The sequence below is a fragment of the Photobacterium ganghwense genome (assembly GCF_017329545.1).
Lineage (GTDB): Bacteria > Pseudomonadota > Gammaproteobacteria > Enterobacterales > Vibrionaceae > Photobacterium > Photobacterium ganghwense.
The window spans coordinates 100,884-127,711 of record NZ_CP071325.1; the positions used below are offsets into that span (position 1 = coordinate 100,884).

The following is a 26,828-nucleotide window of genomic DNA, read 5'->3' on the forward strand; positions in this document are numbered from 1 at the left end:
AGCGCCCGCGAACAGGGACAGGGTGAATCAGACCCTGATACGTAGGCCGCAAATTGTACCAATCAAGCGCTAGGATTTGCCAATGGCAGAAAAGAAGAAACGCGGATTATTTTCGTGGCTGGGTTTTGGCTCTGAAGAGCAGACCGAGCAAACAGCACAGCAACAGGAACACCCGTCACACGACGAGGCAGCAAAACAGGCACCTGAAGATTCAGTCGAAGCGAAGATTGTCGCTGAACCTGAGAGCGGGACAACAAACGCGGACGCTGACAACGCGGTAGCGCACGACCATCCGGCCGAGCCGGACGCCGAAGCGGAGAAGCCACGGGAAGCCGCGGCGGCTGAGGCCGTTGCCGAACAACCGAAGCCGGAGCCGGAAATCGAAGCGGTCGCTGAGCCAGAGGCGGCAGAGTACGCCCCGAAAGCCAGCCCCGATGCCAACGCAGCGCTTGCCGCAGAAGCCGACACCACGGTCGAGGCTGAGTTGCAGGGCGAGCCAGTTGCTGAGACGGCTGCTGAGACTGCGGCCGAGCCGGCTCCAGTGGTACTGGAACAGGAGAAGCCAAAGAGTGAAGGCTTTTTTGCCCGCCTGATGCGCGGCCTGAAGAAAACCAAAACCAATTTCGGTTCGGGGTTCTTTGGCCTATTCCGCGGTAAAAAGATTGATGACGACCTGTTTGAAGAGCTCGAAGAGCAGCTGCTGGTCGCGGATGTCGGCATGGACACCACGCTCAAAATTATCGAAAACCTGACCGACAAAGCTGATCGCAAAGATCTGAAAGACGGTGAGGCGCTGTACGGCCTGCTGAAAGAAGAGCTGGCCGACATGCTGACCAAGGTTGAGCAGCCGCTGGTGATTGATACCACCAAAAAGCCGTATGTCATCTTGATGGTCGGCGTGAACGGGGTCGGTAAAACCACGACCATCGGTAAACTGGCCAAGCAGTTCCAGAGCCAGGGCAAGTCAGTGATGTTGGCGGCGGGCGATACGTTCCGTGCCGCGGCAGTGGAGCAGCTGCAGGTTTGGGGTGAGCGAAACAATGTGCCGGTGGTGGCCCAGCATACCGGGGCTGACAGTGCCTCGGTCATCTATGACGCCATCGAATCGGCCCGCGCCAAGCAGGTGGATGTGGTGATTGCCGACACGGCAGGCCGTCTGCAGAACAAAGGCAACCTGATGGAAGAGCTGCGCAAGATTGTCCGGGTGATGAAGAAAGTCGATCCGCACGCGCCGCACGAAATCATGCTGACCGTGGATGCCGGTACCGGCCAGAATGCGATCAGTCAGGCGAAGCTGTTCAGTGAAGTGGCACCGGTCACCGGGATTACCCTGACCAAGCTGGACGGAACTGCCAAGGGCGGGGTGATTTTCGCCATTGCCGACCAGTTCAATATTCCAATCCGCTACATTGGTATCGGGGAAGGGATTGAGGATCTGCGTCCGTTTGCCGCAGACGAATTTATTGAAGCGCTATTTAGTGACGAGGAATAAATTGTGATCCGGTTTCAGCAGGTAAGTAAAGCTTATCGGGGCGGACGTCAGGCCCTGCAAAAGGTCGATTTTCATCTACAGCCCGCAGAGATGGCGTTTTTGACCGGGCATTCCGGTGCAGGTAAGAGTACCCTGCTGAAACTGATTTGCGCCATTGAACGGCCGAGTGATGGCAAAATTATGTTTAACGGGCACGACATTACGCGGCTCGATAACAAGCAAATCCCGTTTTTGCGCCGCAATATCGGGATCATTTTCCAGGATCACAAACTGCTGATGGACCGCAGTATTTACGACAATGTCGCGATGCCGCTGCGGGTAGAGCAGGTCAGTGAAAATGATATCAAGCGTCGGGTTTCTGCCGCGCTGGATAAAGTCGGCTTGCTGGACAAGGCACGCTGTCTGCCGGTTCAGCTCTCCGGGGGGGAGCAACAGCGGGTGGGCATCGCCCGGGCGATTGTGAACAAACCGCTGATGCTGCTGGCCGATGAGCCAACCGGTAACCTTGATGCTGCGTTGTCACAGCAAATCATGAACTTGTTTGAAGAATTCAACCGGGTCGGCGTGACGGTACTGATGGCAACCCACGATACTTCGCTGCTGTCGACCCGCAACTATCGCCGCCTGGATTTGTATCAGGGACAGCTGAGGGAGATTCCGTATGGCGCGTAATACCACCGGTTTTTTTGCTGTCCACAAGCAGCAATGTAAGCAGGCACTTACTGATATGATGCGTCGCCCGTTGGGGAACTTCCTGACCCTGGCTGTGTTGGCTTTCGCCTTGACGCTGCCAACCACGTTTTACCTGTTCGCCAAGAATCTGGTATTGGTGGGTCAGGCATGGCAAAACCCGACGCAGCTCACCCTGTATCTGTCGCCGGCCAGCAAAGGCACAGCGGCGGAAAATTTGCGGGATGAACTGGCAAAGTGGCCGGAAATCGCTTCCGTAGACTATATTTCTCCCCAGCAAGGGATGGAAGAGTTTCGCCAGCAGGCTGGCTTTGAACAGGCACTGAGTCTGCTCGATGATAACCCACTACCTGGGGTACTGGTGGTGGAGCCGGGGGCGCAGTGGCAACAGCCAGAACAGGCGACGCAGCTGGCTTCCCGTCTGCGGTCGCAGGCCATGATCGATGAAGTGCGACTGGACAGTGACTGGTTACAGCGGCTGGTGGCTATCAAGCAGTTAGTGGTGACTCTGGCGATGGTGATCTCCGGTCTGATGTTGATGGCTGTGTTCCTGATTGTCGGCAACACGCTGCGGCTGCAGGTGCTGAACCAGCGCGATGAAGTGCAAGTCATGAAACTGGTTGGGGCGACCGACAGCTTTATTTTACGGCCGTTTCTCTATACCGGGGTCTGGTACGGAGTGATTGGCGGCGCGGTAGCGTGCCTGCTGACATTGGTGATTACCCTGCTGCTGGATTCGGCGGTCACCTCGCTCGCGGGGCTATACGACAGTCGCTTTCGTCTGGTCGGCCTGGGCTGGGATGAAAGTCTGATTCTGCTGATGCTGGCAGCGTTCCTTGGCCTGCTGGCTGCCCGCTTGTCGGCCGCGCGGCACCTGAAAGAAATTGAACCTGTCTGACATTTTTCGGTCTATAAACTGGGTTAATTGGGCTGCTGACTTGCAATAGTGATCAATTTCTGGGCATTATTGCGTGTTAAAGCTATTTCTCATTGGTAACACACGAGGTTTATTGGATGACACAAGAGATGACATCAATGGCTCTGGTTTCTGCAGATAGTCTGGAAAGTTACGTCCAGAGCGTCAACAGCTATCCAATGCTGACGGCTGAGCAGGAGCGTGAGTTAGCTGAGCGTCTTCACTTTGATGGTGACCTTAACGCCGCGAAGGCGTTAGTTATGTCGCATCTGCGTTTTGTTGTTCATATTGCGCGTGGCTACTCAGGCTATGGCCTGCCAATGGCGGATCTGGTTCAGGAAGGCAACGTCGGCCTGATGAAGGCTGTAAAACGTTTCAACCCGGAAGTGGGTGTGCGTCTGGTGTCGTTTGCCGTGCACTGGATCAAAGCGGAAATCCACGAATATGTGCTGCGTAACTGGCGTATTGTTAAAGTCGCCACCACCAAGGCGCAGCGCAAGCTGTTCTTCAACCTGCGCAAGGCGAAAAAGCGCCTGGGCTGGTTCAATAATGAAGAAGTGAACATGGTTGCTGAGCAGCTGGGGGTTGACGCCAGCGAAGTTCGTGAGATGGAATCCCGCCTTGCCGCTCAGGATGCAGCGTTTGAAATGCCAACCGAAGATGACGATCGCGATACGGCCTACAGTGCGCCGGTTTACTACCTGGAAGACAAGTCTTCAGATCTGGCTCGCAGCTTTGAAGACAACAACTGGGAAGCGCATGCGAACAATCGTCTGTCGACGGCCCTGGCGAGCCTGGATGAGCGCAGCCAGCACATTGTCCGTGCCCGTTGGCTGGATGATAACAAAGCGACTCTGCAGGAACTGGCTGAGCATTACGGCGTTTCTGCCGAGCGGATCCGCCAGCTGGAAAAAAATGCGATGCGGAAACTGAAAGAAGCCGTGGGCGAATTTGCCTGAGGATCCGCAAAAAACTATCCACAAAATGTGAGTCACAAAAACCAGCCTCAGGCTGGTTTTTTTATGCCTGAAATCTGGAAGATAGGTCACAGAAAGCTTCCAGGCAGGAATAATTTTCACAAAGTTACCCACAGCTTTTGAGCGGATCCGATCTACATATAGTGGATCCTTTTTTGCCAAAACACATTATCAACGCTATTCACAGTCTTTTCCACAGCTGGTGGTAAAGTGTACGATAGCCGGGTGGGCGAAGTGAATGGGGTATCCTCAACCCTTGTGATTGCTGGGGTGGAGCACGGCGGATGCTCCGTAATTACCCTTATTTTTTCGATGGGGTTGTGAGTAACTTGGTGAGGTACAATAGCCGCAGCCGGGTGAGGGGGATGGCGGGATCCCAAACCGGACGATCATCACACTAATTGCGTGACGCGAAGATCCTGCCATCTGATCGTCAATGATAGAGAGACAGTGAACCTTATGGATCAGTTTGAACATATTTCAGTCGAGCAGGCTTTCGAGCTTCTGAATCAGTCTGACAGCAATGCCGTTCTGGTGGATATTCGTGATCCGCAGTCTTTTGCCCTGGCCCATCCGGAGGGCGCATTTCACCTGACAAATGATACAATGGTTGAGTTTATGAACCAGGTGGATGTTGAGCAGCCGGTGATTGTGATGTGCTACCACGGGATCAGTAGCCAGGGCGCTGCTCAGTACCTGATCCACCAGGGTTTTGACTGTGTGTACAGCCTCGACGGCGGTTTTGAAGCGTGGCGTCGCCAGTCATATCCGTGTGTGCAGACTGCGTAACGGCGTCATCCGGCCGGCGTAGTATCTGCCCGCGCCGGGGCTTGAACCGGCGCGCCAACTTTGGAGAGTGAGATGCATCGCTTAGCCGGAATCAACAATCCCCGCCAGGCTCAGGCCTTTATTGATTATATGGCCTCCCGCGGTATTACCCTGCTGCTGGCCCCCGAGCCGGAAGGGCAGTTTGCCATCTGGCTGGAAGACAGCCAGCATTTGGTTGAGGCAGAGGCCGAGCTGAATCTGTTTCTGGCCAATCCTTATGATAAAAAATACCTCGGTGCCTCCTGGGATGTTGCCGAAACGCGGACCGCGCGGTTTGATTACCGCAGTCCCAGCCTGGTAAAGCTGATCAAATCTCAGGCAGGGCCCTTTACGCTGACGGTGATGGTCGCTTCTATCGGGATTTATATTCTGTGGCTGCTGGGGATGCAGGCACCGCTGTTTTCGCTGATGCATTTCCCGCTGATGCAGGGCGATGAGTGGCAGGTATGGCGCTTTTTCTCCCATGCCCTGATTCATTTTTCCATCCTGCACATTGTGTTTAACTGCCTGTGGTGGTGGATTCTCGGCGGCCAGCTGGAACTGCACAGCGGCAGCAGTAAGCTGATTCAGATTTTCCTGATTTCGGCCTTGGTTTCCGGTTTTGCCCAGTTCTGGTTTCATGGTCCGAATTTCGGCGGGCTGTCCGGGGTGGTGTATGCCCTGATGGGTTACCTGTGGTGGCTGGGCTGGCTGGCACCGGAGCGGGGATTATCGATGCCGCGCTCTTACGTCACTTTCATGCTGGTGTGGCTGGTGCTGGGCTTTGCCGATATGTTCGGCATGTCCATTGCCAATATGGCTCACCTGTTCGGCTTGTTCAGTGGCTGTGCGTTGGCCCTGTTTGATGCCAAGCTGGGGCGCTCGCACGCGCAGTAGCCCCGGATTTTTGCCCCGTCCCAACTAAGGTGAACACCGTCGGTGTTCACCTTTTTTGTTGAAAGCGCAATCAGTGTCATAAAGCGAGAAGAAAATGCTCGTTTTGGTCGGATGTCACGAAGAATAAACCCTCGTATTTGATTTCATTCACATTTTACAACCTTCATTAGAGCAATAATTTGCCTGATTTGAGCGTTATTGAGTATTTTCGCTCACCTTTGTACTCGTTTGTACCCATACCATCGCTAAAACAAGACAATAAGGATCAACTTATGTTTGGGATTTTTAAACCGGCTTTGCATCAGGCGCGATTGCCTGACGCTCAGGTCGACCCCGTATACAAACGCATGCGCTGGCAGCTGTTTGCCGGGATTTTCATTGGTTACGCCGGCTATTACCTTGTCCGCAAAAATTTCAGCCTGGCCATGCCGTACCTGATTGAAGAATATGGCTACAGCCGTGGTGACCTGGGTGTTGCTCTGGCGGCGGTATCTATTGCTTACGGTCTGTCAAAATTCCTGATGGGTAACGTTTCTGACCGTTCGAATCCGCGTTACTTCCTGGCGGCGGGTTTGACGATGTCAGCCATTGTCATGCTGTGCTTTGGCTTTATGCCTTGGGCGACCGGCAGTATCGCGGCGATGTTTATCCTGTTGTTCCTTAACGGTTGGTTCCAGGGGATGGGTTGGCCGGCCTGTGGGCGGACGATGGTGCACTGGTGGTCGCGCAAAGAGCGGGGCGAAATCGTATCGGTCTGGAACGTGGCTCACAACGTGGGTGGTGGCCTGATCGGTCCGATGTTCCTGCTGGGCCTGTGGGCGTTCAACGATGACTGGAGATCGGCGTTTTACGTACCGGCCTTTTTCGCCTTGCTGGTGGCGGCTTTCTCACTGTTGGTAATGCGTGATACGCCGCAATCATGTGGTCTGCCGGCGATCGAAGAGTACAAGAATGATTATCCGGACTCGTACGACGTTTCTCACGAAAAAGAGATGACGGCCAAAGAGATCTTCTTCAAATACGTCTTCAATAACAAACTGCTGTGGTTCATCGCAGTGGCAAACGCCTTCGTTTACCTGATCCGCTACGGCGTGCTGGACTGGGCACCGGTCTACCTCAACGAAGTGAAGCACTTCACCGTGGATAAGTCTTCTTGGGCTTACTTCCTGTATGAGTGGGCGGGTATCCCGGGTACGCTGCTGTGTGGCTGGATGTCGGATAAATTCTTCAAAGGCCGTCGTGCCCCTGCCGGTATCCTGTTCATGGCGCTGGTGACCGTTGCGGTACTGGTGTACTGGTTCAACCCGGCGGGTAACCCGGCGGTTGATATGGCAGCGCTGGTGGCAATCGGCTTCCTGATTTACGGTCCGGTTATGCTGATTGGTCTGTACGCTCTAGAACTGGCTCCGAAGAAAGCGGCAGGTACAGCAGCAGGTCTGACTGGTCTGTTCGGTTATCTGGGTGGAGCCGTCGCGGCGAACGCGATTCTGGGCTACACCGTAGACCACTTCGGCTGGGATGGCGGCTTCATCGTACTGACCGCTTCTTGTGGCCTGTCTATTTTCTTCCTGACCTTGGCGCTGATTGGCGAAAGCCGTCTGCACCGTGAGCGTCTGGCAGAGCAAAACGCGTGATTGCGATCGCCATCATTGGCATCTTGATGGCACCCTAGGTAATATGGCAAGGCTCCGCAGTCGCGGGGCCTTGTTTTTTTCCACGCTGAACAGCATAGCGCCCGACCGGAGTGAGATTCTGTTTGGTAAAAGGAGCCGCGTCAGCAGTGAAGCAAAGCAAACGTCATCAGGAAATCATCGATCTTGTGAAAAACCAGGGCTACGTCAGTACCGACGACCTGGTTGAGAGATTCAGTGTCAGCCCACAGACTATCCGTCGGGATCTGAACGAGCTGGCTGCCGAAAATAAAATCCGTCGTCACCACGGTGGCGCCACCATCCCTTCCAGTTCGGTGAACACCTCCTACAGCACACGTAAAGTGATGCAGTTGAATGAAAAAGACAATATCGCTCAGGCGATGGTCCAGCATATTCCGGACGGAGCGACCCTGTTTATTGATATCGGAACCACGCCGGAAGCGGTGGCACGGGCCTTGTTGAACCACAATGATCTGCGGGTTGTGACCAACAACCTGAACGTGGCCAGCATCCTGACCGGTAAAGATGACTTCCGGGTCATTCTGGCCGGCGGTGAAGTCCGTAACCGCGATGGCGGGATTGTCGGCGAAGCCACACTGGATTTCATTTCCCAGTTCCGTCTTGATTTCGGCATCCTGGGGATCAGCGGCATCGACTTTGACGGTTCGCTGCTTGATTTTGATTACCACGAAGTGCGCGTTAAGCAGGCGATCATTGAGAACAGCCGCTGCGTCATGCTGGGGGCGGACCACACGAAATTTGGCCGCAACGCCATGGTTAACCTGGGCGATATCAGTCAGGTTGATATGCTGTTTACCGATCAGCCGCCACCGGCAGATCTGGCGAAACGGTTAGAAGAGCATGAAATTCATGTCGAAGTCGTGAGCTGATTTTTTCGCTGACTGCGCAAAGGAAAACGGGCTGCCCATTGGCAGCCCGTTTTTTTTCGTAAAAATGCCGTCATGATCATGAATCTGTCATTTATCGAAAACAACAATGATGATCTCGGTCAAACGATCCGCTATTATGTTCGTTATCGAACATTAACGCGCGAATTTGAACTTTTCAGTATTCGGATTGCTCTCCCTAGAGGTGGTGACATGGCAGCAACAACAGAAGTAATGGACCTGATCGTCGTGGGTGGCGGCATTAACGGGGCCGGTATCGCCGCAGATGCGGCAGGACGTGGCCTGAATGTCGGGTTGTATGAAGCGCAGGATTTTGCGTCGGCAACCTCGTCTGCCAGTTCAAAGCTGATCCACGGCGGCCTGCGCTACCTGGAGCATTACGAGTTTCGTCTGGTCGGCGAAGCACTGGCCGAGCGTGAAGTGCTGCTGCGAAAAATTCCGCACATTGCCCGTCCGATGCGCTTTCGCCTGCCACACCGCCCGCATCTGCGCCCGGCGTGGATGATTCGTGCCGGCCTGTTTCTGTATGACCATCTGGGCAAACGTACCACGCTGCCGGCCAGCTGCGGCCTGAAGTTCGGTGCCGAATCTGTTCTGGTACCGGAAATTACTAAAGGCTTTGAGTATTCTGACTGCTGGGTGGACGATGCGCGTCTGGTAATCCTCAATGCGATGGAAGTGGCTGAGCGCGGCGGGGAAGTCCGTAACCGCTGTAAAGTCGAAAAAGCCGTGCGTGAAGACAATATCTGGCGGGTGACCATTCGTGATCAGGTGAGTGGCGATACGTTCGAACGTTGTGCCCGCGCCTTGGTAAACGCTGCAGGCCCTTGGGTGAAAACCTTCTATGATCAGAGCCTGGAAGCGCGTTCACCACGTAATATCCGCCTGATTAAGGGATCGCACATTGTGGTTCCGCGCGTGCATCAGCAGGAGCAGGCTTACATCCTGCAAAACGAAGATAACCGGATTGTGTTTGTGATCCCTTATCTGGACCGTTTCTCTATCATCGGCACCACCGATGTAGAGTACAACGGCGATCCGCGAGAGGTGGCCATTGATGACAACGAAATCGGCTATCTGCTGAACGTGTATAACAACCACTTCAAACACAAGCTGAATCGTGACGACGTGGTCTGGACCTACAGCGGCGTCCGTCCGTTGTGTGATGATGAATCTGACTCTCCGCAGGCGATCACCCGCGACTATACGCTGGAGTTGGAGCAAGAAGGGAACGAAGCGCCGCTGCTGTCTATTTTCGGTGGCAAGCTGACGACGTACCGTAAGCTGGCAGAGTCGGCGATGGTGAAACTGGCACCGTTCTTCCCGCAAATGGGTCAGCCCTGGACGGCATCAGCCTGCCTGCCGGGTGGCGAAGCCGGGTTTGACGGCGTGGCACGGGCTCAGGCTCTGCGTCAGCAGTACCCATGGTTGTCGGCACTGGCGGCAACCCGTCTGGTGACCAATTATGGTACCCGCGTGGTTCATATCTTTGAGGGCGTAAGCAGCGAAGCCGAGATGGGACAGCATTTTGGTGAAGGATTCTACGCCCGTGAGCTGGACTACCTGATGCGCAGTGAATTCGTCCAGCACGCTGAAGATGCCCTGTGGCGACGCAGCAAGCTGGGCCTGTACCTCAGCAGCGAGCAGCAACAGGCTGTGGCGGATTACATCGCCAGCCATGCGGCAGCCAAAGCGGCCTAACCGCGGTTGATATCAGGACGGATGGGCTCAGAGCCAGATTCGTCCCCGAGTAAAAAAGGCGCCTCAGGCGCCTTTTTGTTTGTCGTCATTGGTCTTTGAATCAGCGATCAGCTGCCGATTCCACTGGCCGACATTACTGGTACAGGTACTTGGTAAACAGTAGTTCCGTCAACAGTTTCTTGTTGGTTTCCATGATCAGCAGCTCATTGACGCGGTTCAGGCATGCTTGGCGAATTGCCTCTCGTCCGGCCAGCGATTTGATTTTGGCCTCCGGCTGCTGGCCGATAATGCTGATAATGGCATCGCGAATCAGCGGGGCGTGATGCTCCACTTCTTTAATATTGGCCGGATCGGCCACCATCAAATCCACCTGCAAGCGCAGATAGCCAATCTTTTTTCCCTGGGTGACGTAATTGGTCGTAATGTCCGGTTCCAGGGTGTAATAGGAATATTGCGGGGTAATCTCAGCCGCTTCCTCAGCGAAGGCCGAGGGCATAAACAGCGGGGAAGTCAGCAGGAGCAGGCATCCGGCGCAAAGGGTTTTTAGTTTTGATGACATGGCGTTATCGCTATTTTCAGGCGTTGGTTTGGGATCTTTCGATCGTAACGATATTCGTACCGGTTACAGCTTGCTACAATAGTGTTTCTTCATGGTAATCAATTAACCTGGAACTACCAAGCCCCGCACGGGAAGATTGGCTGGTTTTTATTGGAAAAATGTCGCAATTCAAGCAGTTGTATAAACCCTTACTGGCCAGCGCCCGGTGGCTGGCACCGGCAGACGCCAACATTGAGGGCACTGAGTTTGGGCATTGGCTGCTGGAGCCGGACTCATTGTCGCGGCGTTTCGAGCGCCATTGTGAGCAGTTTACGGTGTCGCTGGTGGAGCAGGCACCGATCGGTCGTGAACAGTTAACCCCCGACGAGTGTGCGCTGGTTGGCGATAAGGCTTGCCTGGTACGTAAGGTTGTCCTTAAAGGGGACGGTGTTCCGTGGGTGTTTGCCCGTACCTTGATCCCGGAATCCACTTTGACCGGGCAAGAGCAAGATTTAGCGCAGTTGGGTGAAATGCCACTCGGTTTTCGGGTGTTCACCGATCAAAGCGCCCGCAGAGATGCCCTGGAAGTGGCAAATGTGGGGACGGAGGCTGAGCCTATCTGGGCTCGTCGTTCTCGACTCTGGATCAACGATAAACCGCTATTGGTCGCGGAGCTGTTTTTGCAGGAAGCACCGATTTATAAGGAGACCGTACCGTGGAAATGACCAAAGCCAGAGCCTATTGGCAGTTGGCGCGTTTTGACCGTCCGATTGGTAGCCTATTGCTGCTGTGGCCGACGCTCTGGGCCCTGTTTCTGGCCGCTGACGGCATGCCGAATTTGCATGTGACGCTGGTGTTTGTGCTGGGCGTGATTTTTATGCGCGCGGCCGGTTGTGTCATTAACGATTATGCCGATCGTAATTTTGATGGTCATGTCAAACGCACGGCGCAACGCCCGTTGCCGTCCGGCGCGCTGTCGGAGCGCGAGGCGCTGGGGCTGTTTGGTCTGCTGGTGCTGGTTTCTTTTCTGCTGGTGCTGACCATGAATTCCCTGACCATTATGTTGTCGGTGGTGGGGCTGTTGCTGGCGGCGGCTTATCCGTTTATGAAGCGCTATACCCATTTGCCGCAGCTGGTGCTGGGAATGGCGTTCGGCTGGTCAATTCCGATGGCGTATGCGGCGCAGTCTGGTGAATTGACACCGCTGGCCTGGGTGCTGTTTGTCGCCAATATTCTCTGGACGATTGCGTACGATACCCAGTATGCGATGGTTGACCGGGATGACGATCTGAACATTGGGATCAAGTCGACGGCGATCCTGTTTGGCCGGTTCGACAAAATGATTATCGGTGTGCTGCAGCTAGGCACTTTGCTGCTGTTGATCGCGGTGGGTGTCATGCAGAACCTGTCGCAGAGCTATTACTGGTTCCTGCTGCTGGCCTCGGCCCTGTTTGTGTACCAGCAAATGCTGATCCGTGAGCGTGAGCGTGAACCGTGTTTCAAAGCGTTCCTGAACAACAACTATGTCGGCATGCTCATCTGGCTCGGCATCGTGATCAGTGTCTGCCTGTAACGCAGCGGCTATAACAACACATCAGTAAGCGCCTTCGGGCGCTTTTTTTGTCTGCGGCAAATGCAGCCAGCCTGGGCGGTTAAAAACGGTCGGGTGAGGAGTGCTCTTTTTCTGTGCCACCGGTCGTAACGGGCACGCTGAAAAAACCAACGCTTGTGGTATCCGCAAGCTTTAGGGCAGCCATAGGCCAATTGCCCGTAAACCTGTGCATGGGATCTCTTCGGGAGATAATCGACCTGTTTACATACATCAGTATGTACACTTAACCAATTGAAATTAAATGTGAATTAGAGAACGTGATCAGCTCGGCAAGCTTTTGGGATATGGGAGCCTAAAAGCTGTACAGTCGTTCAGTTCAGCTGAGTAGATGATTCGGTGTGCGGACGATGAGATCGGTATGGCGATGGCTCAAGTTAAATGAAGGCCATATGGCAGGGGCTTGAATAAACAAAGGCTGCCGAAGCAGCCCTTTCATTTTAATGTGACGTTCTACGTATAGGTCTGGATGGCGCGATGTCCGGTACCGAACATCGCGGTCATTGGCTTAGAGTGTCAGCAGGTTCAGGCACCAGGAGCGGCTTCTTCGATGTCGATACGCTCTTCGCGGTTCATCACGGCCTGAATGGTCAGCTTCACTTCCGGTGACACCAGATTGGTCAGCAGACCGGCGAGCTGGTCAACCGGCTGACTTACCACATGGCAGTCTTCGTTGAGGTAGCCTTCCGCACGCAGGGTTTTAACCAGGGTCGAGAATACCCCTTTGTCGAAAAATTCCGGTGCATTGATACCGTGCAGACGGCTCAGGCGCTGTGCCATCATCTGACTTTGTTGTTCCAGATCGCTCTTCATCAGTTCCGGCTCTGAATTCAGCAGCGTCAGGGCGATGGCATAGCGCTGCAGGGTTTCAGAGATGGTACGGGCCAGCAGATGCAGCGGGCCGATCCGGCTGTTATTGAGGGTAATGACCTCACCGTCACGCAGGATCAGGCGCTGGCGAGCCAGCTCATCCAGCAGTGATTCCACCACGGTTGCCAGCTCTTCCTGCTGATAGCGCAGGAACAATTCGGCTTTCAGGAACGGATACAGTTGCTCAACCTGAGCCAGAATCTCGCGGGTGGTCAGGCGCCCGTGATAAATCACGATATTGGCGATCAGCGACGGCATCGCAAACAGGTGAATGATATTGTTGCGGTAATAGGTCATCAGGATCGCCTGCGGGCGGTCCAGAGACACCATTTCACCCAGGCTGTCGCGTTCGACCACGAATTTGTCCATTTCCATGGCGTGTTTCACCATGGCCTTGGCATCTTCATCCGGAACGGTGAACTGCTCGGAATACGGCACATTGCGCAGCAACTGCAGGTAGCAGTCGATCTGCTGCTCCAGATCTTCGCGGCTCAGGGCGCGCTGACGGGAAGCTAGCAGAGCTACGCCGCAAAGGGTCAGGGCATTGGTGGCTGCCGCATCGTTGATGTGCGTCATCATCTTCACCGCCAGATCGTTCACCACCGGGTTCAGCCATTGCGGGCGCTGTGGTTCAATCGGATCGATACTCTTGTGCCAGTCCGGGACGTGCTCGTTCAGGTAGTGGTTCAGCGGAATCGGCTCACCAAAGTTCACGTAGCCCTGGCCCAGATTACGCAGTTTACGCAGCGTACGCAGAACCTGGCCGACGTTTTCTTTCTCTTTGCGCTTGCCACGTAGCTCTTTGGCGTAAGTGGCCACTTCCATGACGTGTTCATAACCGATGTAGACCGGCACCAGTGTGACTGGGCGATTGAGACCGCGCAGCATGGCCTGAATGGTCATTGACAACATACCGGTTTTGGCCGGCAGCAGTCGGCCAGTTCGGGAACGACCGCCTTCGCTGAAGTATTCAACCGAGTACCCTTTGGCAAACAGCTCAGCCAGATACTCACGGAAGACCGTGGAGTACAGGCGATTTCCCTTGAAGCTGCGGCGGATGAAAAATGCGCCGCCGCGACGGAAAATCGGGCCTGCCGGGAAGAAATTCAGGTTAATCCCGGCGGCAATGTGCGGTGGTACCAGGCCTTCCTGATACAGCACGTAAGACAGCAGCAGGTAGTCCATGTGGCTGCGGTGACACGGTACATAAACGATCTCATGGCCGTCCTGCGCCAGTTTACGTACTTGCTTGGCATTGTGGACGTTCAGGCCCTGGTAGAGGCGGTTCCACAGCCAGCCGAGGAAACGGTCGCCGCGTTTGATCAGGGAATAAGAGAAATCCGCCGCAATCTCTTCCATCATGTCGATGGCTTCCTTGCGCACTTTCTCAATTGGTACATCCCGGCTGGCGGCTTCTTCGGCGACTACTTTTTCAATCGCTTTGGAGGCCAGCAGACGTTTGAACAGCGCCTGACGATCCGGCAGTTTCGGCCCCGAGGCGGCCAGTTGCTGGCGGGAGAAATGGATACGCGCGACCCGCGCCAGCTTGTTGGCGATAGAATCGTCGGTGCCGTGGTTGTCTGCCATGTAACGCAGCGAAACCGGCGGGCTCAGGCGCACCATACAGTCGCGGCCATGCCCCAGCACGGTAAAGAATTTTTCCGGCCCGTTAAGCGGACGCAGAATCGGCTTCTGGTTATCCTCTTTACCCGGTTTCCGGCCCCACAGGATAGACGCCGGCACGACCTGAATGTCGAGCTCGCTGTCCTGTTTATGCTGTTCCAGCAGTGCGGTGAACTGTTCCAGCGATTCCTGAGGCAATTCGCTGTTCGAGCCAAAGACACTCGGGGCGTCAGAAATATAGACATAACGACTGAACTGTTTACCGGCAATGTCCAGCGGTTCAAGCGGATCCGGGAGCCCCAGCTCCAGTGTGCTGCGGCGCAGGGTCATTAAATCGGTGTTGGAACGGAACGGCAGGATGTAGACAATCGGACGTTCCGGGTCGAGCTCCAGATCCGCCACCGGATTGGATGGAATAGAGTGGGTTTTAACCAGCAGAGAAAGCGGCAAATCCAGTATCTTTTGGTAGATTTTCTGCCAACTTGACATATCTTCTTACTCGTCTCGAATTCTTAATGCGCCGCAAGGATAGCAGAAAAAGAGCCGCTAATAGCAGCGAAATAGCACATACTTGCGGTTAAATGACATTTTTATTGTATTTTTAACCGCTTACTTGTTTCAATTTTCCTATCTTTAATTCCGGACATTTCGTACGGCCGAGCTTTTCATCCAAGTGTAGGTGAGGGGGTGGGACGGGGCTGGCGTTTTCTCACCATAATTGCTGTTTTCATAAACAATTACCTTTTCAAGCGTGTTAACACTGGATATACTCACAGTGAACTGTATAAAAAGACAGGGTGAATGATGAAGCCGTTAACGCCGCGCCAACAAGAAGTCTTTGATTTGATCAAAGCAAAAATTGAAGATACTGGAATGCCGCCTACACGCGCTGAAATAGCCCGTGAGCTAGGCTTCCGCTCGGCTAATGCTGCCGAGGAACACCTTAAAGCTCTGGCCCGCAAGCAGGTCATTGAGATCATTCCCGGTGCCTCCCGCGGGATCCGTCTGATACAGCATGAATCTGGTCAGCAGGAGCAGGGTTTGCCCCTGATTGGCCAAGTGGCCGCCGGTGAACCGATCCTGGCTCAGGAGCATGTCGAAACCCATTACGATGTGGATCCATCGTTGTTCAAACCGCGTGCAGACTTTCTGCTGCGTGTGAACGGGATGAGTATGAAAGACATCGGCATTATGGACGGTGACCTGTTGGCGGTGCATAAAACCCAGGATGTCCGCGACGGTCAGGTCGTAGTAGCCCGCGTTGATGATGACGTCACCGTGAAACGCCTGGAACGCAAAGGCTCGCAAGTGCTGCTGCATGCTGAAAACGAAGAGTTTGCGCCTATCGTGGTAGATTTGAGCAACCAGCACCTGACGATTGAAGGTCTGGCAGTCGGCGTGATTCGCAGCAGCGACTGGATGTAAATTTTCCGGCTTTTCTTACCGTATAAATTTACACCAAAAAGCTTTACAAGTGTTAATGATAGTCATTATCATCTGTTCATGTTATGAAGGAGATGATAATGACCAATTCTGCCCGTTACGACATCCCGCCTGATCTGCTGCAGCCTCTTTGGCTTCGTAGTCGTGAAAGCATGGCAGATGATTGTCTGCTTTATGATCCCATGGCGGCTGTTGCCTGCAGCCAGTGCCATCTCAAACCGGACTGCCTGACCGGTAATGTGTCAGAACAACAGCTGCTTCATGCCAGTCTTGCGCTGCAGTGTGACCGGCAGGTTCAGCATTTCTTGCGCCGCCACCCGAACGGCACCATCATTAATATCGCCGGGGGGCTGGATACCCGATTCTACCGCATTGATAACGGCCGTTGTCGTTGGTTTGATGTCGATGCCAATGAGCATCTGTTGTGGCGCCAGCGCCTGTTTCACCGCAGCGAGCGCTACCGCATGTTACCTGGCTCTATTCAGGATCTCAGTTGGTTGCATTCGCTGCCGCCGCTGATGTCAACCCCGGTTATGCTGCTGTGTGACCAGGCGTTATTGCAGTGTACCGCCGCTGAACTTTCCCGTTTCCTGCAGTCTCTGGCCTGCCATTTTGGTCGGGCGGAGCTGTGTCTGGTCATGGCCGGGGATCGCTGCCACTGGCCGGTAGCCAAAAAAATGGGCGTGGCCCAACCTTATCGGCATGGCTTTCGCAATGCCCTGAGGCAGGTGCTGCAATGGCTGCCGTGGGCCGAACCGGTCGGGCAGTACAGCCCACTGGATAATGCCTGTTCGCGTTGGAGCCACTGGCAACGCTGGCTGGCGAGAACGCCGGGTATGAAATTCAGAATTGTGCCTGTTCTGGTACATATCCGCCTATAAGCCCTCCTAATCGCCGCATTTGGCCACACCTTCATCAATAGTGCTCCGTCGCGCTTATTCCGGCGGGCGACAGATTTTTCCTATCATTTTATTGCGCATTTTTCCTGATCCTGTCCTAAGTTAATTGTAAACAAACTGTTAACTCTTTTATTGCGCTTGAGCCTGCCTGGTTGTTCAGGTGGGCCTGTTACCGAATCATTTTCGTATTGCCATCCGGTGCAGAGTCCGCCCCGGTGTTGTGGCGAGCGGGATTAGGAAGGAGGGAACCGGGTGATGATTCGCCATCTGATGTGCTGTCTGAGTGTTTTGCTGGCTGTGCCGGTACACGCTGATACCCAACCCATGCGCCTGAACATGACACCGGGGGTTACCGAGGTCAGTCAGCGGGTGTTCGATCTCCATATGACCATTTTTTACATCTGCGTTGCCATCGGTTTGGTGGTATTTGGCGTGATGTTCTGGTCTATCATCCATCACCGCCGGTCGAAAGGGGCGCAGGCGGCTTCGTTCCATGAAAGTACCAAGGTCGAAATCGTCTGGACGGTGATCCCGTTCATCATCCTTATCATCATGGCCATTCCGGCTACCCGAACTCTGCTGGCGATGGAAGATACCTCGCAGCCGGATCTAACGGTGCAGATTACTGGCTCACAATGGAAATGGCATTACAGCTATTTCGACGAAGATGTCGGTTTTTATTCTCTTCTGGCCACGACATCGGCCCAAATTGCTAACGAACGTGACAAGCGTGAAAATTACCTGCTGGAAGTGGATCGACCGTTGATTTTGCCGATTGGCAAGAAAATCCGTTTTCTGATCACGTCCCAGGACGTCATCCATTCCTGGTGGGTGCCGGATTTTGCGGTCAAGAAAGATGCGAACCCCGGCTTTATCAATGAAGCCTGGACGCGCATTGATCAACCGGGCATTTACCGCGGGCAGTGTGCGGAATTGTGCGGCAAAGATCATGGCTTCATGCCGATTGTGGTGATTGCCAAACCGCAGGATGAATTTGATGAGTGGCTGCAGGCCACCAAAGTTGCCCAGCAGCAGGCCCGCGAAGAAGAACAGCGTCTGCTGGCGATGGAAATGGATATGGATGAGCTGATGACGCTCGGAGAGCAGGTTTACAACACCCGCTGCGCCATGTGTCACCAGGTGAATGGCCAGGGGTTGCCCGGCGCTTTCCCGGCGTTGGCCGGACAGGGTATCGCCGTGGACCCGTCAGCCAAGCTGGAACATATAAGCGTCGTGGTGCATGGCCGTCCCGGCACGGCCATGCAGGCATTCGGGCCGCAGCTCAGCCTGAAAGAGCTGGCTTCAGTCATTACCTACGAGCGTAATGCCTGGGGGAACAATACCGGGGATACGGTTCAGGCCGCCGAAGTGCAGGCTGTGATCGATGGCAAAGAGCTATAGGGGAGAGTGACGATGACGGACATGTTGCGCGAGCAAACCGGAGTCGAAAGTACCGCGACCGAGCATGAGCATCACGACCATCCTCAGTCCGGTCTGAAACGCTGGCTGCTGACCACGAACCATAAAGACATCGGCTCCCTCTACCTGATGTTCAGCTTTGCCATGTTCCTGATTGGCGGGGCGATGGCCATGGTGATCCGGGCGGAGCTGTTCCAGCCTGGCTTGCAGCTGGTGGAACCGAACTTTTTTAACCAGATGACGACCGTTCATGGCCTGATCATGGTTTTTGGTGCCGTCATGCCGGCATTTACCGGACTGGCAAACTGGATGATTCCTATGATGATCGGGGCGCCGGATATGGCCCTGCCACGGATGAATAACTGGAGTTTCTGGATTCTGCCGTTTGCCTTCACTCTGCTGCTGACGTCGCTGTTTATGGAAGGGGGCGGCCCGAACTTCGGCTGGACTTTTTATGCGCCGCTGTCGACCACGTTCAGTCCGGAAAGTACCGGTTTGTTCGTGTTTGCCATCCATATCATGGGGATCAGCTCCATCATGGGGGCAATCAACGTCATTGTCACCATCGTTAACCTGCGCGCGCCGGGCATGACCTACATGAAGATGCCGCTGTTTGTCTGGACCTGGCTGATCACCGCGTTTCTGCTGATTGCCGTGATGCCAGTATTGGCCGGGGCTGTCACCATGGTACTAACTGACAAGTACTTCGGCACGAGTTTCTTTGATGCGGCTGGCGGGGGCGATCCGGTGATGTTCCAGCACATTTTCTGGTTCTTCGGTCACCCTGAAGTGTACATTATGATTTTGCCGAGTTTCGGCATTATTTCGGCGATAGTCCCTGCCTTTTCCCGTAAGAAACTGTTTGGTTACAGTTCCATGGTTTACGCCACTGCGTCGATTGCCGGGCTCAGTTTTCTGGTCTGGGCGCACCATATGTTCACCACCGGGATGCCGGTCGCGGCGGAACTGTTCTTCATGTATTGCACCATGTTGATTTCGGTGCCGACCGGGGTCAAGGTCTTTAACTGGGTGGCCACCATGTGGCGCGGTTCGCTGAGTTTTGAAGTGCCGATGCTGTTTGCCATCGCCTTTATCGTGCTGTTTACCATCGGTGGTTTCTCCGGCCTGATGCTGGCGATCACCCCGGCAGACTTCCAGTACCACGATACCTATTTTGTGGTGGCGCATTTCCACTATGTGCTCGTGTCGGGCGCGATCTTCTCCATCATGGCGGCGGCGTACTACTGGCTCCCCAAATGGACCGGGCACATGTTCAACGAAAAACTCGCCAAGTGGCATTTCTGGTGCTCGGTGGTGTCGGTCAACATCCTGTTCTTCCCGATGCACTTTCTGGGACTGGCTGGTATGCCGCGCCGGATCCCCGACTATGCCCTCCAGTTTGCGGATGTGAATGCCGTGGTCAGTATCGGCGGCTTTATGTTTGGCCTGTCGCAGCTGATATTCCTGGCGGTCGTGATTAAGTGCGTCCGCGGCGGAGAGAAAGCGGCGGCCAAACCGTGGGACGGGGCGGAAGGGCTGGAATGGACGGTGCCGTCACCGGCGCCGCACCACACCTTCTCGACGCCACCGCGTATCGATTAATCAGGCTGATGAAGGGGGCATGTCATGGACAAGACACCGACACCCGAATCTGACAAATCTGGTGCGACCCAGCGTGATGTGAACAAGCCGGGTGCGAACAGACAGCCGGACCGTCAGAAACGCTCGTTCTGGTCTCTGGTCGCGATGGCAGTAGGCATGTTTGGTTTTGCCTTTGCACTGGTGCCACTTTACAACGTGTTCTGCGATATCACCGGCATCAACGGGAAAACCGCCGACACCCCGACAGCTGCCAGTGAACGGGTGGATACCAGCCGTCAGGTTACGGTGGAGTTTGTCGCGTATATCCATCCGGGGATGCGCTGGACATTCGAGCCGGAAGTCCGGCGGATGGTGGTCTATCCCGGCGAAACGCACACGGTGAGTTTCAAAGCCCATAACCTGACTGCGGTGGAAACCGTGGGGCAGGCCGTGCCGTCGGTCAGCCCGGGGCTGGGCGCACAGTACTTCAACAAAATTGAATGCTTCTGCTTTAACCGCCAGCCGCTCGGGGCAGGGGCAACAGCCAGCCTGCCACTGGTGTTTTATGTGGATCCGGCGTTGCCGGAGGATATTAACACCCTGACCCTGGCGTACACCCTGTTTAATGCCAAGCCGGAAGCGGCGGCCCAAACGCAATGAGGTGAAAGATGGCGAACCCTTACTCTGAGCATGAGCAGTCGGCAACCCCGGGGAGCGAACCCTATTACGTACCGGCTGCGAGCATCTGGCCGATTGTCGGGGCGGTGGCCCTGTTCCTGATTGCTATGGGGGCCGGGGCGACAGTCGGCGGCCTGTTCAACGGTCAGGGCCCCTGGATCCTGATGTCGGGCGTTGGACTGCTGTTAATCATGCTGTTCGGCTGGTTCCGCGATGTGATTACCGAATCCATGCGGGGGCTGTACAGCAGCCAGATGGACCGTTCGTTCCGCCAGGGCATGAGCTGGTTTATTTTCTCGGAAGTGATGTTCTTTGCGGCCTTCTTCGGGGCGCTGTTTTATGCCCGGATGATTGCTGTTCCCTGGCTCGGCGGGGCGGGGAACAACGCCATGACCCATGCGGTGCTGTGGCCGGATTTCATTGCCCAGTGGCCACTGCTGATGACCCCGGGCGGTACTGAAACCCAGGCAATGGGAGCATGGGGGCTGCCGCTGTATAACACCATGATCCTGCTGACCTCATCCGTGACGGTGCATATCGCGCACACGGCGCTGGAGCAGGATAACCGCCCGCGTCTGACGTTGTTTCTGTTGCTGACCGTTCTGCTGGGGGCACTGTTTGTTTACCTGCAGGGGGTCGAGTACGCCCATGCCTATGAAGAGATGAACCTGACGCTGGATGCCGGGGTGTATGGCAATACCTTCTTCCTGCTGACCGGGTTTCACGGCATGCACGTGACCCTCGGTACTCTCATTCTGTTCATTGTCTGGCTGCGTATCCTGCGGGGGCATTTTAGTGCGGAGCGGCATTTTGCGTTTCAGGCCGGTGCCTGGTACTGGCACTTTGTGGATGTGGTTTGGCTGTGCCTGTTTGTGTTTGTCTACATTCTCTGACCGAAGCGTGATATTGCTCAGTAAGGGCGGGGATTGGGGGTGATCACCCCGCTCGCCAGTGCCAGCAGCAGGAGCGCAAACAGGATCACTGACAGCAGAATGCGTCGGCCAAGGTAGCGGGACATCGGGTATGCCTGCTTACCTTTGAGCATCACGGGTAGTGCTCTGAACAAGTTGAAGATGATAAAAATCAGCAGGCAAACGATCAGGGCTTTCAGCAACATAGGCCACCTCGGCGGGATAGGGGTCAGTCATGCGAAGGATCGGGTTCATATTGTTTACTGTGGCGGTACTGGTGACGTTGGTCAAGTTGGGTTTGTGGCAAATGTCGCGGGCACAGGAAAAAGAGCAGCTGAACCATGTCCTCCAGTTTCGCAGTGAGCAGATGTATTACAGCATTGCTAGTCTGCCGGCAGACCCTCGCTGGTACAGCCTGACCCTGCGCGGCCAGTTTGATCACAGCCGGGCTGTGCTGCTGGATAATCAGATGTACAGAGGCCAGCCCGGCTATCACGTGCTGTATCCCTTTATGTCGGAAAACAGCTGGGTGATGGTCAATCTGGGCTGGATTGCTGCGCCGCCATATCGCGATCAGATCCCGGTGCTGCCGGAGCTGCACGGGGAAGTCCGGATCAGTGGCATTATCGCCCCGCCGTCAACGTTACTGGAGCTGGCGCCGGAGCAACTGGGGGAGGGGTTTCCCCTGCGGGTCCAGAATATCAACCTAGCAGCACTGAGAGAGCGGACGGGATTGCCGCTGCCGCCCTGGGTGTTACAGATTGATCCGGACAGTCCGGTGGCGCTGGAGCAGACCTGGATTCCGGTCGTGACCGGTCCGCAGAAGCATTATGCCTATGCCCTGCAATGGTTCCTGATGGCGCTGGCGGTATCCGGGCTGGCGGTGTGGTGGTTAAGACGGAGTAAGGTATGAGTAAACACGGAACGTTGTTGCTGCTCCTGGGGGTGTTTGTGTTGCCGGTGGGCATTGCCAAACTGGTGCTGGACATGGACTGGTATCACGGCGGGGTAACCAACCGGGGGGATTTGCTGGAACAGCCACTGACCTCGGACTGGCTTGGCGAGCGCCATCGCTGGCAGCTGATTTACCTGCTGCCGGACCACTGTGATGACTACTGTCAGGGGGCGTTGTTTAACCTGCGTCAGGTTCCTCAGGCGGTCGGAGCGGATCACTCCCGCCTCGACAGTGTGTTACTGGTGCAGGGCGATGGGCTTGCCGCTCAGCCAGCTGCTATTCGGGCGCAGGCGACGGGCGTGACAGCCCGTCAGGTGCCTGATTATATTGTCGCGAAGCTGAAAGCGCAGGCGCACGGAACCCGGGCGATCTATATCGCTGATCCCATGGGGAACGTCATGATGGCCTATCCGCTGGTCAAAGGACAAACCGCTGTGCTGGCGCAGGGAAAAGACGTCCTGCGCGATCTCAAGCGATTGCTCAAGCTCTCTAAAATCGGCTAAGGAGGCGGCGATGCAACGGAACGGATTCAGACTGTTGGTGCTGGCGGCATTGATACTGTCAGTGTGTGTGATTGGTCTGGGGGCGTACACCCGCCTGACCGAAGCCGGGCTGGGCTGCCCGGACTGGCCCGGTTGTTACGGTTTTGCCGGGGTACCGAAAACCGATGTCCACCAGGAACTGGCTGCCGCCCGCTATCCCCATGCCCCGTTGGAAGTTCACAAAGCCTGGAATGAAATGCTGCACCGCTATGTTGCCGGTACGCTGGGCATCATGATCCTGGCGATTAATGTGCTGGCCTGGCGGCGGCTGGAGCGTCCCCGGGGGTTACCGGCCTGCCTGCTGGTGACCGTGGTTTTTCAGGCTATGCTCGGGATGTGGACCGTAACCCTTTCGCTGATGCCGGTGGTGGTGATGGGCCACCTGCTCGGAGGCTTTACCACGGCTTCGTTGCTGTTGGTGCTGTGGCTGCGATTGCGGCCGTTACCGATGCCCCGTTCGCCGTCGCGATCCCAGCTGCGTCCATCATCGCCGTTTGCGTCATCAACGGCCTCTGCTGGGGCATTGTCGCTGTTTGCTCTGCTCGGGCTGGCCGTCGTCATCGGCCAGATTGCGCTCGGCGGCTGGACTGCCGCCAATTATGCCGCTGTGGTGTGTACCCAGTTGCCGCTGTGTGAAGTGGACTGGCAACAGAGCTTCGACAGCAGCGCGTTTTCACTGATTCAGCCGGTGCACGACAGCTATCAGTACGGGGTGCTGGATTATCAGCAGCGGGTCACGATTCACGTTACCCACCGGATTGGTGCCGCTGTTACCACACTGGTGCTGTTACTGCTGGCCTGGCAACTGTGGCGGCACTCGGCGTTGCGCCAGCTGGCACTGTTGATGCTGGGGGTGTTGTGCGGCCAGGTTGCGCTGGGCATTACCAATGTTGTGGCCAGCCTGCCGCTGGGTGTGGCGGTGGCGCATAACCTGACCGGGATGGCGTTGTTACTGGTGCTGGTGGCCGTCAATGTGCAGGTGTTCTGGCTGCGCCGCCCGACTCGGCACTGGCAGGGCTCTGCCGCCCGGTTGCACTGAATGTGTTGTTTGATGATGTCCCAAGGAAAGGCAAAGGAGGGCAAATATGGCCAAAGCTGAGATTGTTGCCAAACGCAGTACCCGAACCTGGAGTGGACATCGGGTCTGGCAGGATTATCTGACCATGACCAAGCCTAAAGTGGTGGCGATGCTGCTGCTCACGGCTCTGGTCGGGATGTGTCTGGCTGTACCGGGAATTCCGCCGGTCAAAGCGGTGACGCTTGGGTTGTTGGGAATTGGGCTGCAATCGGCCGCAGCGGCGGCTTTTAATCACGTGCTCGATCGGCATTTCGATGCCAAGATGGCGCGTACCTACCACCGGCCGCTGGCGAAAGGCCGGGTGGAGACCCACAAAGCGGTGCTGTTCGCCACGGCGTTGATGGTTGCGGGCTTTGCTGTCCTGTGGCAGCTCAACGCCTTGACGGCCTGGCTGACGTTTGCCAGTCTGGTCGGCTATGCTCTGATTTACACCGTATGGCTGAAGCATGCCACTCCCCAGAATATCGTGATCGGCGGACTGGCCGGGGCGGCGCCGCCGCTGTTGGGCTGGACCGCCGTCACCGGCCAGTTTGATCCTCATGCGCTGCTGCTGGTGATGCTGGTGTTTACCTGGACACCGCCGCACTTCTGGGCGCTGGCCATTCACCGCCGCGATGATTACGCCAAGGCCGGGATCCCGATGCTGCCGGTCACGCACGGCATCGCGTTTACCAAAACCATGGTGTTGCTGTATACCGTGATACTGGCGCTGGTGGGGCTGCTACCCTGGCTGACGGGCATGAGCGGCTGGCTGTATCTGGCCGGCAGCAGTGTGCTCAATGCCGGCTTTATTGGGTATGCCCTGAAGCTGAAATTTGCGGATCAGCCCGGCCATGCCTGGGCGACCTTCAAATATTCTATCTGGCACCTGCTGGCCCTGTTTGTGGTGTTGTTGGCCGACCACTGGCTGATCAGTCTGCTGGCGCGCTAGTCGCTGTGTGCCTGTTCGAGCGCTTTCTGCTGCACATCAGTTTTGCTGAGGGCAGGATGTGCTTGCCATTCCTAAACGCCAAGGCTTCCGCTGACTGAGGCCTTGGCTGTTTCATCTTGTTTTTCCAGGATTGCTCTCCCTGGATTCCTTTACCGTCCGGGTTTCCTCGTATCCCCCTATCATTGGGGCTTGCCGCGGGTGATCACTGCTGGTAAGCACTTAGCTGATCAGTGGCATAGAGAAGCGTGTGCATGACGGCGCTGACATGCCGGGGTGGCATGCGTTTCAGGCTGAACTCAGTATAATGTGCAGTCTGAATCTAAGGGTCGAGGTGATTGTGCTCAACGCGTTGCGAGATATGTCTTTACACCGCCAGGTTTTTGCCCTGGCGCTTCCTATGGTGTTGTCCAACATCACAGTGCCCCTGCTGGGGCTGGTGGATGCGGCGGTGATTGGTCACCTCGATCAGGCCTGGTATCTGGGCGGTGTCGCGGTCGGCAGCACCATGATTAACGTGACTTTCTGGCTGTTGGGCTTCCTGCGGATGGCGACCACCGGGCTGAGTGCCCAGGCGTACGGTGCATCGGATAAGTCGGCACAGGCCGCTGTGTTCCTGCAAGGACTGGCACTGGCCTGGCTACTGGCACTGGTGCTGATTATTTTCCATAACCCGGTGGCCGATCTGGTGTTCCAGTTCAGTGATGCCAGTGCCGAGGTCAAACAGTACGCGGCGCAGTATTTCTCGATCAGGATCTGGGGCGCGCCGGCTGCGCTGGCCAACTTTGTCATCATGGGTTGGCTGCTCGGCAGCCAGAATGCGCGTCTGCCGATGTGGCTGCTGATCGTCACCAACGTGGTCAATATCGTGCTTGATGTACTGTTCGTGGTCGGACTGAACTGGAAAGTGCAGGGGGCGGCGCTGGCGTCGGTGATGGCCGATTACAGCGGGCTGGCGCTGGGGCTGTGGTTTGTGTCCCGGCAATGGCTGGCGCAGGCCCTGCCGCCGTGGCGCGAAAAACTGGGGACGATCCGCGAAGGCACGGGGCGTCTGCTCAAGCTGAACCGGGACATTTTTTTACGCAGCTTGTGCCTGCAGCTGGCCTTTACGTTTATGACGTTTCAGGGCGCAACCCTGGGGGATGATATCGTCGCGGCCAATGCGGTGCTGATGAGCTTTCTGATGCTGGTTTCTTACGCGATGGATGGCTTTGCTTATGCGATGGAAGCGATGGTTGGTAAGGCGATCGGTGCCCGGAACCGACAGGAACTGGGACGCACGCTGGTGGGCACCACTTTCTGGAGCCTGGTGATCTCGCTGCTGCTGACGCTGGTGTTTGCGTTCGGGGGCGGTGCGATTATCGCCCTGATATCTGACATCCCGGCCGTGCAGCAGGAAGCCGCGCTTTACCTGCCGTGGCTGGCGGCGGTGCCGCTGGTGTCGATGTGGTGTTTCCTGCTCGACGGCATCTTTATCGGGGCGACCCGGGGCCGGGAAATGCGCAACAGTATGGTGGTCGCCACCAGCAGCTTTTTTGCGTTCTGGTGGTTGCTGTCCGACTGGGGGAACCATGCGCTGTGGGCGGCGATGCTCGGTTTCTTGGCGATGCGCGGCATTGGCCTGGCTGTAATATTTGCTTACCAATGGCAAAAAAATATTTTTCTGGAACCTTTTAGTGCAAACAAATAGTTAGCTACCACATGTCAAATCCGT

The 26,828-nt window shown here is 55.7% G+C and carries 25 protein-coding genes; 22 read left to right on the forward strand and 3 right to left on the reverse strand.

Features of this window, described 5'->3' with window-relative positions; genetic code table 11:
* The first annotated feature begins 82 nt into the window (after window positions 1-82).
* The 9 genes from ftsY to glpD all read left to right on the forward strand — a co-directional run bounded on the left by ftsY (window position 83) and on the right by glpD (window position 10,040).
* Complete coding sequence (gene ftsY / locus FH974_RS00480; RefSeq protein ID WP_207103421.1) at window positions 83-1,492, forward strand: signal recognition particle-docking protein FtsY; 1,410 nt, start codon at window positions 83-85, stop codon at window positions 1,490-1,492.
* A 3-nt stretch (window positions 1,493-1,495) separates the two neighbouring features.
* Complete coding sequence (ftsE, locus tag FH974_RS00485) at window positions 1,496-2,164, forward strand: cell division ATP-binding protein FtsE (RefSeq protein WP_207103422.1); 669 nt, start codon at window positions 1,496-1,498, stop codon at window positions 2,162-2,164.
* On the forward strand, window positions 2,154-3,080 hold the full coding sequence (ftsX, locus tag FH974_RS00490) for a permease-like cell division protein FtsX (protein WP_047887268.1): 927 nt from the start codon (window positions 2,154-2,156) through the stop codon (window positions 3,078-3,080). The genes ftsE and ftsX overlap by 11 nt, the downstream gene beginning before the upstream one ends.
* A gap of 116 nt (window positions 3,081-3,196) precedes the next feature.
* Window positions 3,197-4,057, forward strand: coding sequence for an RNA polymerase sigma factor RpoH (rpoH, locus tag FH974_RS00495; RefSeq protein WP_047887267.1), 861 nt, complete (start codon window positions 3,197-3,199; stop codon window positions 4,055-4,057).
* Window positions 4,058-4,534: 477 nt separating this feature from the next.
* The gene (glpE, locus tag FH974_RS00500) at window positions 4,535-4,864 is read left to right on the forward strand and encodes a thiosulfate sulfurtransferase GlpE (RefSeq protein ID WP_047887266.1); all 330 of its coding nucleotides are present in this window, start codon (window positions 4,535-4,537) and stop codon (window positions 4,862-4,864) included.
* Between the two features lie 72 nt (window positions 4,865-4,936).
* Complete coding sequence (gene glpG / locus FH974_RS00505; protein ID WP_047887265.1) at window positions 4,937-5,779, forward strand: rhomboid family intramembrane serine protease GlpG; 843 nt, start codon at window positions 4,937-4,939, stop codon at window positions 5,777-5,779.
* Between the two features lie 272 nt (window positions 5,780-6,051).
* Window positions 6,052-7,413: a glycerol-3-phosphate transporter gene (gene glpT / locus FH974_RS00510; protein WP_047887264.1), complete on the forward strand. Its 1,362-nt coding sequence runs from the start codon at window positions 6,052-6,054 to the stop codon at window positions 7,411-7,413.
* Between the two features lie 146 nt (window positions 7,414-7,559).
* Window positions 7,560-8,321 (forward strand): DeoR/GlpR family transcriptional regulator, encoded by a 762-nt coding sequence (locus FH974_RS00515; RefSeq protein ID WP_047887263.1) that lies wholly within the window; start codon window positions 7,560-7,562, stop codon window positions 8,319-8,321.
* A 210-nt stretch (window positions 8,322-8,531) separates the two neighbouring features.
* Window positions 8,532-10,040, forward strand: coding sequence for a glycerol-3-phosphate dehydrogenase (gene glpD, locus FH974_RS00520; protein ID WP_047887333.1), 1,509 nt, complete (start codon window positions 8,532-8,534; stop codon window positions 10,038-10,040).
* 133 nt (window positions 10,041-10,173) lie between these two features.
* On the opposite strand, the gene FH974_RS00525 is transcribed toward glpD, so the two are convergent.
* Window positions 10,174-10,599, reverse strand: a complete 426-nt coding sequence (locus FH974_RS00525) for a flagellar basal body-associated protein FliL (RefSeq protein WP_053061932.1) — start codon at window positions 10,597-10,599, stop codon at window positions 10,174-10,176.
* Between the two features lie 158 nt (window positions 10,600-10,757).
* Between FH974_RS00525 and FH974_RS00530 the strand changes: the two genes are divergently transcribed.
* A complete protein-coding gene (locus FH974_RS00530; RefSeq protein ID WP_047887262.1) occupies window positions 10,758-11,303 on the forward strand; it encodes a chorismate--pyruvate lyase family protein in 546 nt (181 codons plus the stop codon).
* A complete protein-coding gene (gene ubiA, locus FH974_RS00535; RefSeq protein ID WP_084712686.1) occupies window positions 11,300-12,151 on the forward strand; it encodes a 4-hydroxybenzoate octaprenyltransferase in 852 nt (283 codons plus the stop codon). Before FH974_RS00530 ends, ubiA begins: the two co-directional genes overlap by 4 nt.
* Before the next feature lie 561 nt (window positions 12,152-12,712).
* Here ubiA and plsB read toward each other — a convergent pair.
* On the reverse strand, window positions 12,713-15,169 hold the full coding sequence (plsB, locus tag FH974_RS00540) for a glycerol-3-phosphate 1-O-acyltransferase PlsB (protein ID WP_207103423.1): 2,457 nt from the start codon (window positions 15,167-15,169) through the stop codon (window positions 12,713-12,715).
* 315 nt (window positions 15,170-15,484) lie between these two features.
* Here plsB and lexA point away from each other — a divergent pair, with 315 nt between their 5' ends.
* From lexA to FH974_RS00570, 6 genes are all read left to right on the forward strand, one after another.
* A complete protein-coding gene (lexA, locus tag FH974_RS00545) occupies window positions 15,485-16,105 on the forward strand; it encodes a transcriptional repressor LexA (protein ID WP_047887331.1) in 621 nt (206 codons plus the stop codon).
* Between the two features lie 98 nt (window positions 16,106-16,203).
* Complete coding sequence (locus FH974_RS00550) at window positions 16,204-17,004, forward strand: class I SAM-dependent methyltransferase (RefSeq protein WP_047887259.1); 801 nt, start codon at window positions 16,204-16,206, stop codon at window positions 17,002-17,004.
* A 273-nt stretch (window positions 17,005-17,277) separates the two neighbouring features.
* Window positions 17,278-18,423 (forward strand): cytochrome c oxidase subunit II, encoded by a 1,146-nt coding sequence (gene coxB, locus FH974_RS00555; RefSeq protein ID WP_207103667.1) that lies wholly within the window; start codon window positions 17,278-17,280, stop codon window positions 18,421-18,423.
* Window positions 18,424-18,435: 12 nt separating this feature from the next.
* Window positions 18,436-20,043: a cytochrome c oxidase subunit I gene (gene ctaD / locus FH974_RS00560; RefSeq protein WP_047887257.1), complete on the forward strand. Its 1,608-nt coding sequence runs from the start codon at window positions 18,436-18,438 to the stop codon at window positions 20,041-20,043.
* Between the two features lie 24 nt (window positions 20,044-20,067).
* Complete coding sequence (locus FH974_RS00565) at window positions 20,068-20,682, forward strand: cytochrome c oxidase assembly protein (RefSeq protein WP_207103424.1); 615 nt, start codon at window positions 20,068-20,070, stop codon at window positions 20,680-20,682.
* An 8-nt stretch (window positions 20,683-20,690) separates the two neighbouring features.
* The gene (locus tag FH974_RS00570) at window positions 20,691-21,593 is read left to right on the forward strand and encodes a cytochrome c oxidase subunit 3 (protein WP_207103425.1); all 903 of its coding nucleotides are present in this window, start codon (window positions 20,691-20,693) and stop codon (window positions 21,591-21,593) included.
* A gap of 17 nt (window positions 21,594-21,610) precedes the next feature.
* Here FH974_RS00570 and FH974_RS00575 read toward each other — a convergent pair whose 3' ends face one another.
* Entirely contained in the window at window positions 21,611-21,817 is a 207-nt protein-coding gene (locus tag FH974_RS00575) for a DUF2909 domain-containing protein (protein ID WP_047887255.1), read from the reverse strand.
* A 29-nt stretch (window positions 21,818-21,846) separates the two neighbouring features.
* Between FH974_RS00575 and FH974_RS00580 the strand changes: the two genes are divergently transcribed.
* The 5 genes from FH974_RS00580 to dinF all read left to right on the forward strand — a co-directional run bounded on the left by FH974_RS00580 (window position 21,847) and on the right by dinF (window position 26,804).
* On the forward strand, window positions 21,847-22,524 hold the full coding sequence (locus FH974_RS00580) for an SURF1 family protein (protein ID WP_047887254.1): 678 nt from the start codon (window positions 21,847-21,849) through the stop codon (window positions 22,522-22,524).
* Complete coding sequence (locus tag FH974_RS00585) at window positions 22,521-23,069, forward strand: hypothetical protein (protein ID WP_047887253.1); 549 nt, start codon at window positions 22,521-22,523, stop codon at window positions 23,067-23,069. Before FH974_RS00580 ends, FH974_RS00585 begins: the two co-directional genes overlap by 4 nt.
* Before the next feature lie 10 nt (window positions 23,070-23,079).
* On the forward strand, window positions 23,080-24,147 hold the full coding sequence (locus FH974_RS00590; protein ID WP_047887252.1) for a COX15/CtaA family protein: 1,068 nt from the start codon (window positions 23,080-23,082) through the stop codon (window positions 24,145-24,147).
* A 46-nt stretch (window positions 24,148-24,193) separates the two neighbouring features.
* Window positions 24,194-25,117, forward strand: coding sequence for a heme o synthase (gene cyoE / locus FH974_RS00595; protein WP_047887251.1), 924 nt, complete (start codon window positions 24,194-24,196; stop codon window positions 25,115-25,117).
* 337 nt (window positions 25,118-25,454) lie between these two features.
* Complete coding sequence (gene dinF, locus FH974_RS00600) at window positions 25,455-26,804, forward strand: MATE family efflux transporter DinF (protein ID WP_047887329.1); 1,350 nt, start codon at window positions 25,455-25,457, stop codon at window positions 26,802-26,804.
* Window positions 26,805-26,828: the final 24 nt, after the last annotated feature.

What these genes read in the sequence shown, in the direction of transcription:
- ftsY (WP_207103421.1), top strand. Translation starts at nt 83, where the DNA reads ATGGCAGAAAAGAAGAAACGCGGATTATTTTCGTGGCTGGGTTTTGGC.
- ftsX (WP_047887268.1), top strand. Translation starts at nt 2,154, where the DNA reads ATGGCGCGTAATACCACCGGTTTTTTTGCTGTCCACAAGCAGCAATGT.
- rpoH (WP_047887267.1), top strand. Translation starts at nt 3,197, where the DNA reads ATGACACAAGAGATGACATCAATGGCTCTGGTTTCTGCAGATAGTCTG.
- glpE (WP_047887266.1), top strand. Translation starts at nt 4,535, where the DNA reads ATGGATCAGTTTGAACATATTTCAGTCGAGCAGGCTTTCGAGCTTCTG.
- glpG (WP_047887265.1), top strand. Translation starts at nt 4,937, where the DNA reads ATGCATCGCTTAGCCGGAATCAACAATCCCCGCCAGGCTCAGGCCTTT.
- glpT (WP_047887264.1), top strand. Translation starts at nt 6,052, where the DNA reads ATGTTTGGGATTTTTAAACCGGCTTTGCATCAGGCGCGATTGCCTGAC.
- glpD (WP_047887333.1), top strand. Translation starts at nt 8,532, where the DNA reads ATGGCAGCAACAACAGAAGTAATGGACCTGATCGTCGTGGGTGGCGGC.
- FH974_RS00525 (WP_053061932.1), bottom strand. Translation starts at nt 10,599, where the DNA reads ATGTCATCAAAACTAAAAACCCTTTGCGCCGGATGCCTGCTCCTGCTG.
- FH974_RS00530 (WP_047887262.1), top strand. Translation starts at nt 10,758, where the DNA reads ATGTCGCAATTCAAGCAGTTGTATAAACCCTTACTGGCCAGCGCCCGG.
- ubiA (WP_084712686.1), top strand. Translation starts at nt 11,300, where the DNA reads ATGACCAAAGCCAGAGCCTATTGGCAGTTGGCGCGTTTTGACCGTCCG.
- plsB (WP_207103423.1), bottom strand. Translation starts at nt 15,169, where the DNA reads ATGTCAAGTTGGCAGAAAATCTACCAAAAGATACTGGATTTGCCGCTT.
- lexA (WP_047887331.1), top strand. Translation starts at nt 15,485, where the DNA reads ATGAAGCCGTTAACGCCGCGCCAACAAGAAGTCTTTGATTTGATCAAA.
- FH974_RS00550 (WP_047887259.1), top strand. Translation starts at nt 16,204, where the DNA reads ATGACCAATTCTGCCCGTTACGACATCCCGCCTGATCTGCTGCAGCCT.
- coxB (WP_207103667.1), top strand. Translation starts at nt 17,278, where the DNA reads ATGATTCGCCATCTGATGTGCTGTCTGAGTGTTTTGCTGGCTGTGCCG.
- ctaD (WP_047887257.1), top strand. Translation starts at nt 18,436, where the DNA reads ATGACGGACATGTTGCGCGAGCAAACCGGAGTCGAAAGTACCGCGACC.
- FH974_RS00565 (WP_207103424.1), top strand. Translation starts at nt 20,068, where the DNA reads ATGGACAAGACACCGACACCCGAATCTGACAAATCTGGTGCGACCCAG.
- FH974_RS00570 (WP_207103425.1), top strand. Translation starts at nt 20,691, where the DNA reads ATGGCGAACCCTTACTCTGAGCATGAGCAGTCGGCAACCCCGGGGAGC.
- FH974_RS00575 (WP_047887255.1), bottom strand. Translation starts at nt 21,817, where the DNA reads ATGTTGCTGAAAGCCCTGATCGTTTGCCTGCTGATTTTTATCATCTTC.
- FH974_RS00580 (WP_047887254.1), top strand. Translation starts at nt 21,847, where the DNA reads ATGCGAAGGATCGGGTTCATATTGTTTACTGTGGCGGTACTGGTGACG.
- FH974_RS00585 (WP_047887253.1), top strand. Translation starts at nt 22,521, where the DNA reads ATGAGTAAACACGGAACGTTGTTGCTGCTCCTGGGGGTGTTTGTGTTG.
- FH974_RS00590 (WP_047887252.1), top strand. Translation starts at nt 23,080, where the DNA reads ATGCAACGGAACGGATTCAGACTGTTGGTGCTGGCGGCATTGATACTG.
- cyoE (WP_047887251.1), top strand. Translation starts at nt 24,194, where the DNA reads ATGGCCAAAGCTGAGATTGTTGCCAAACGCAGTACCCGAACCTGGAGT.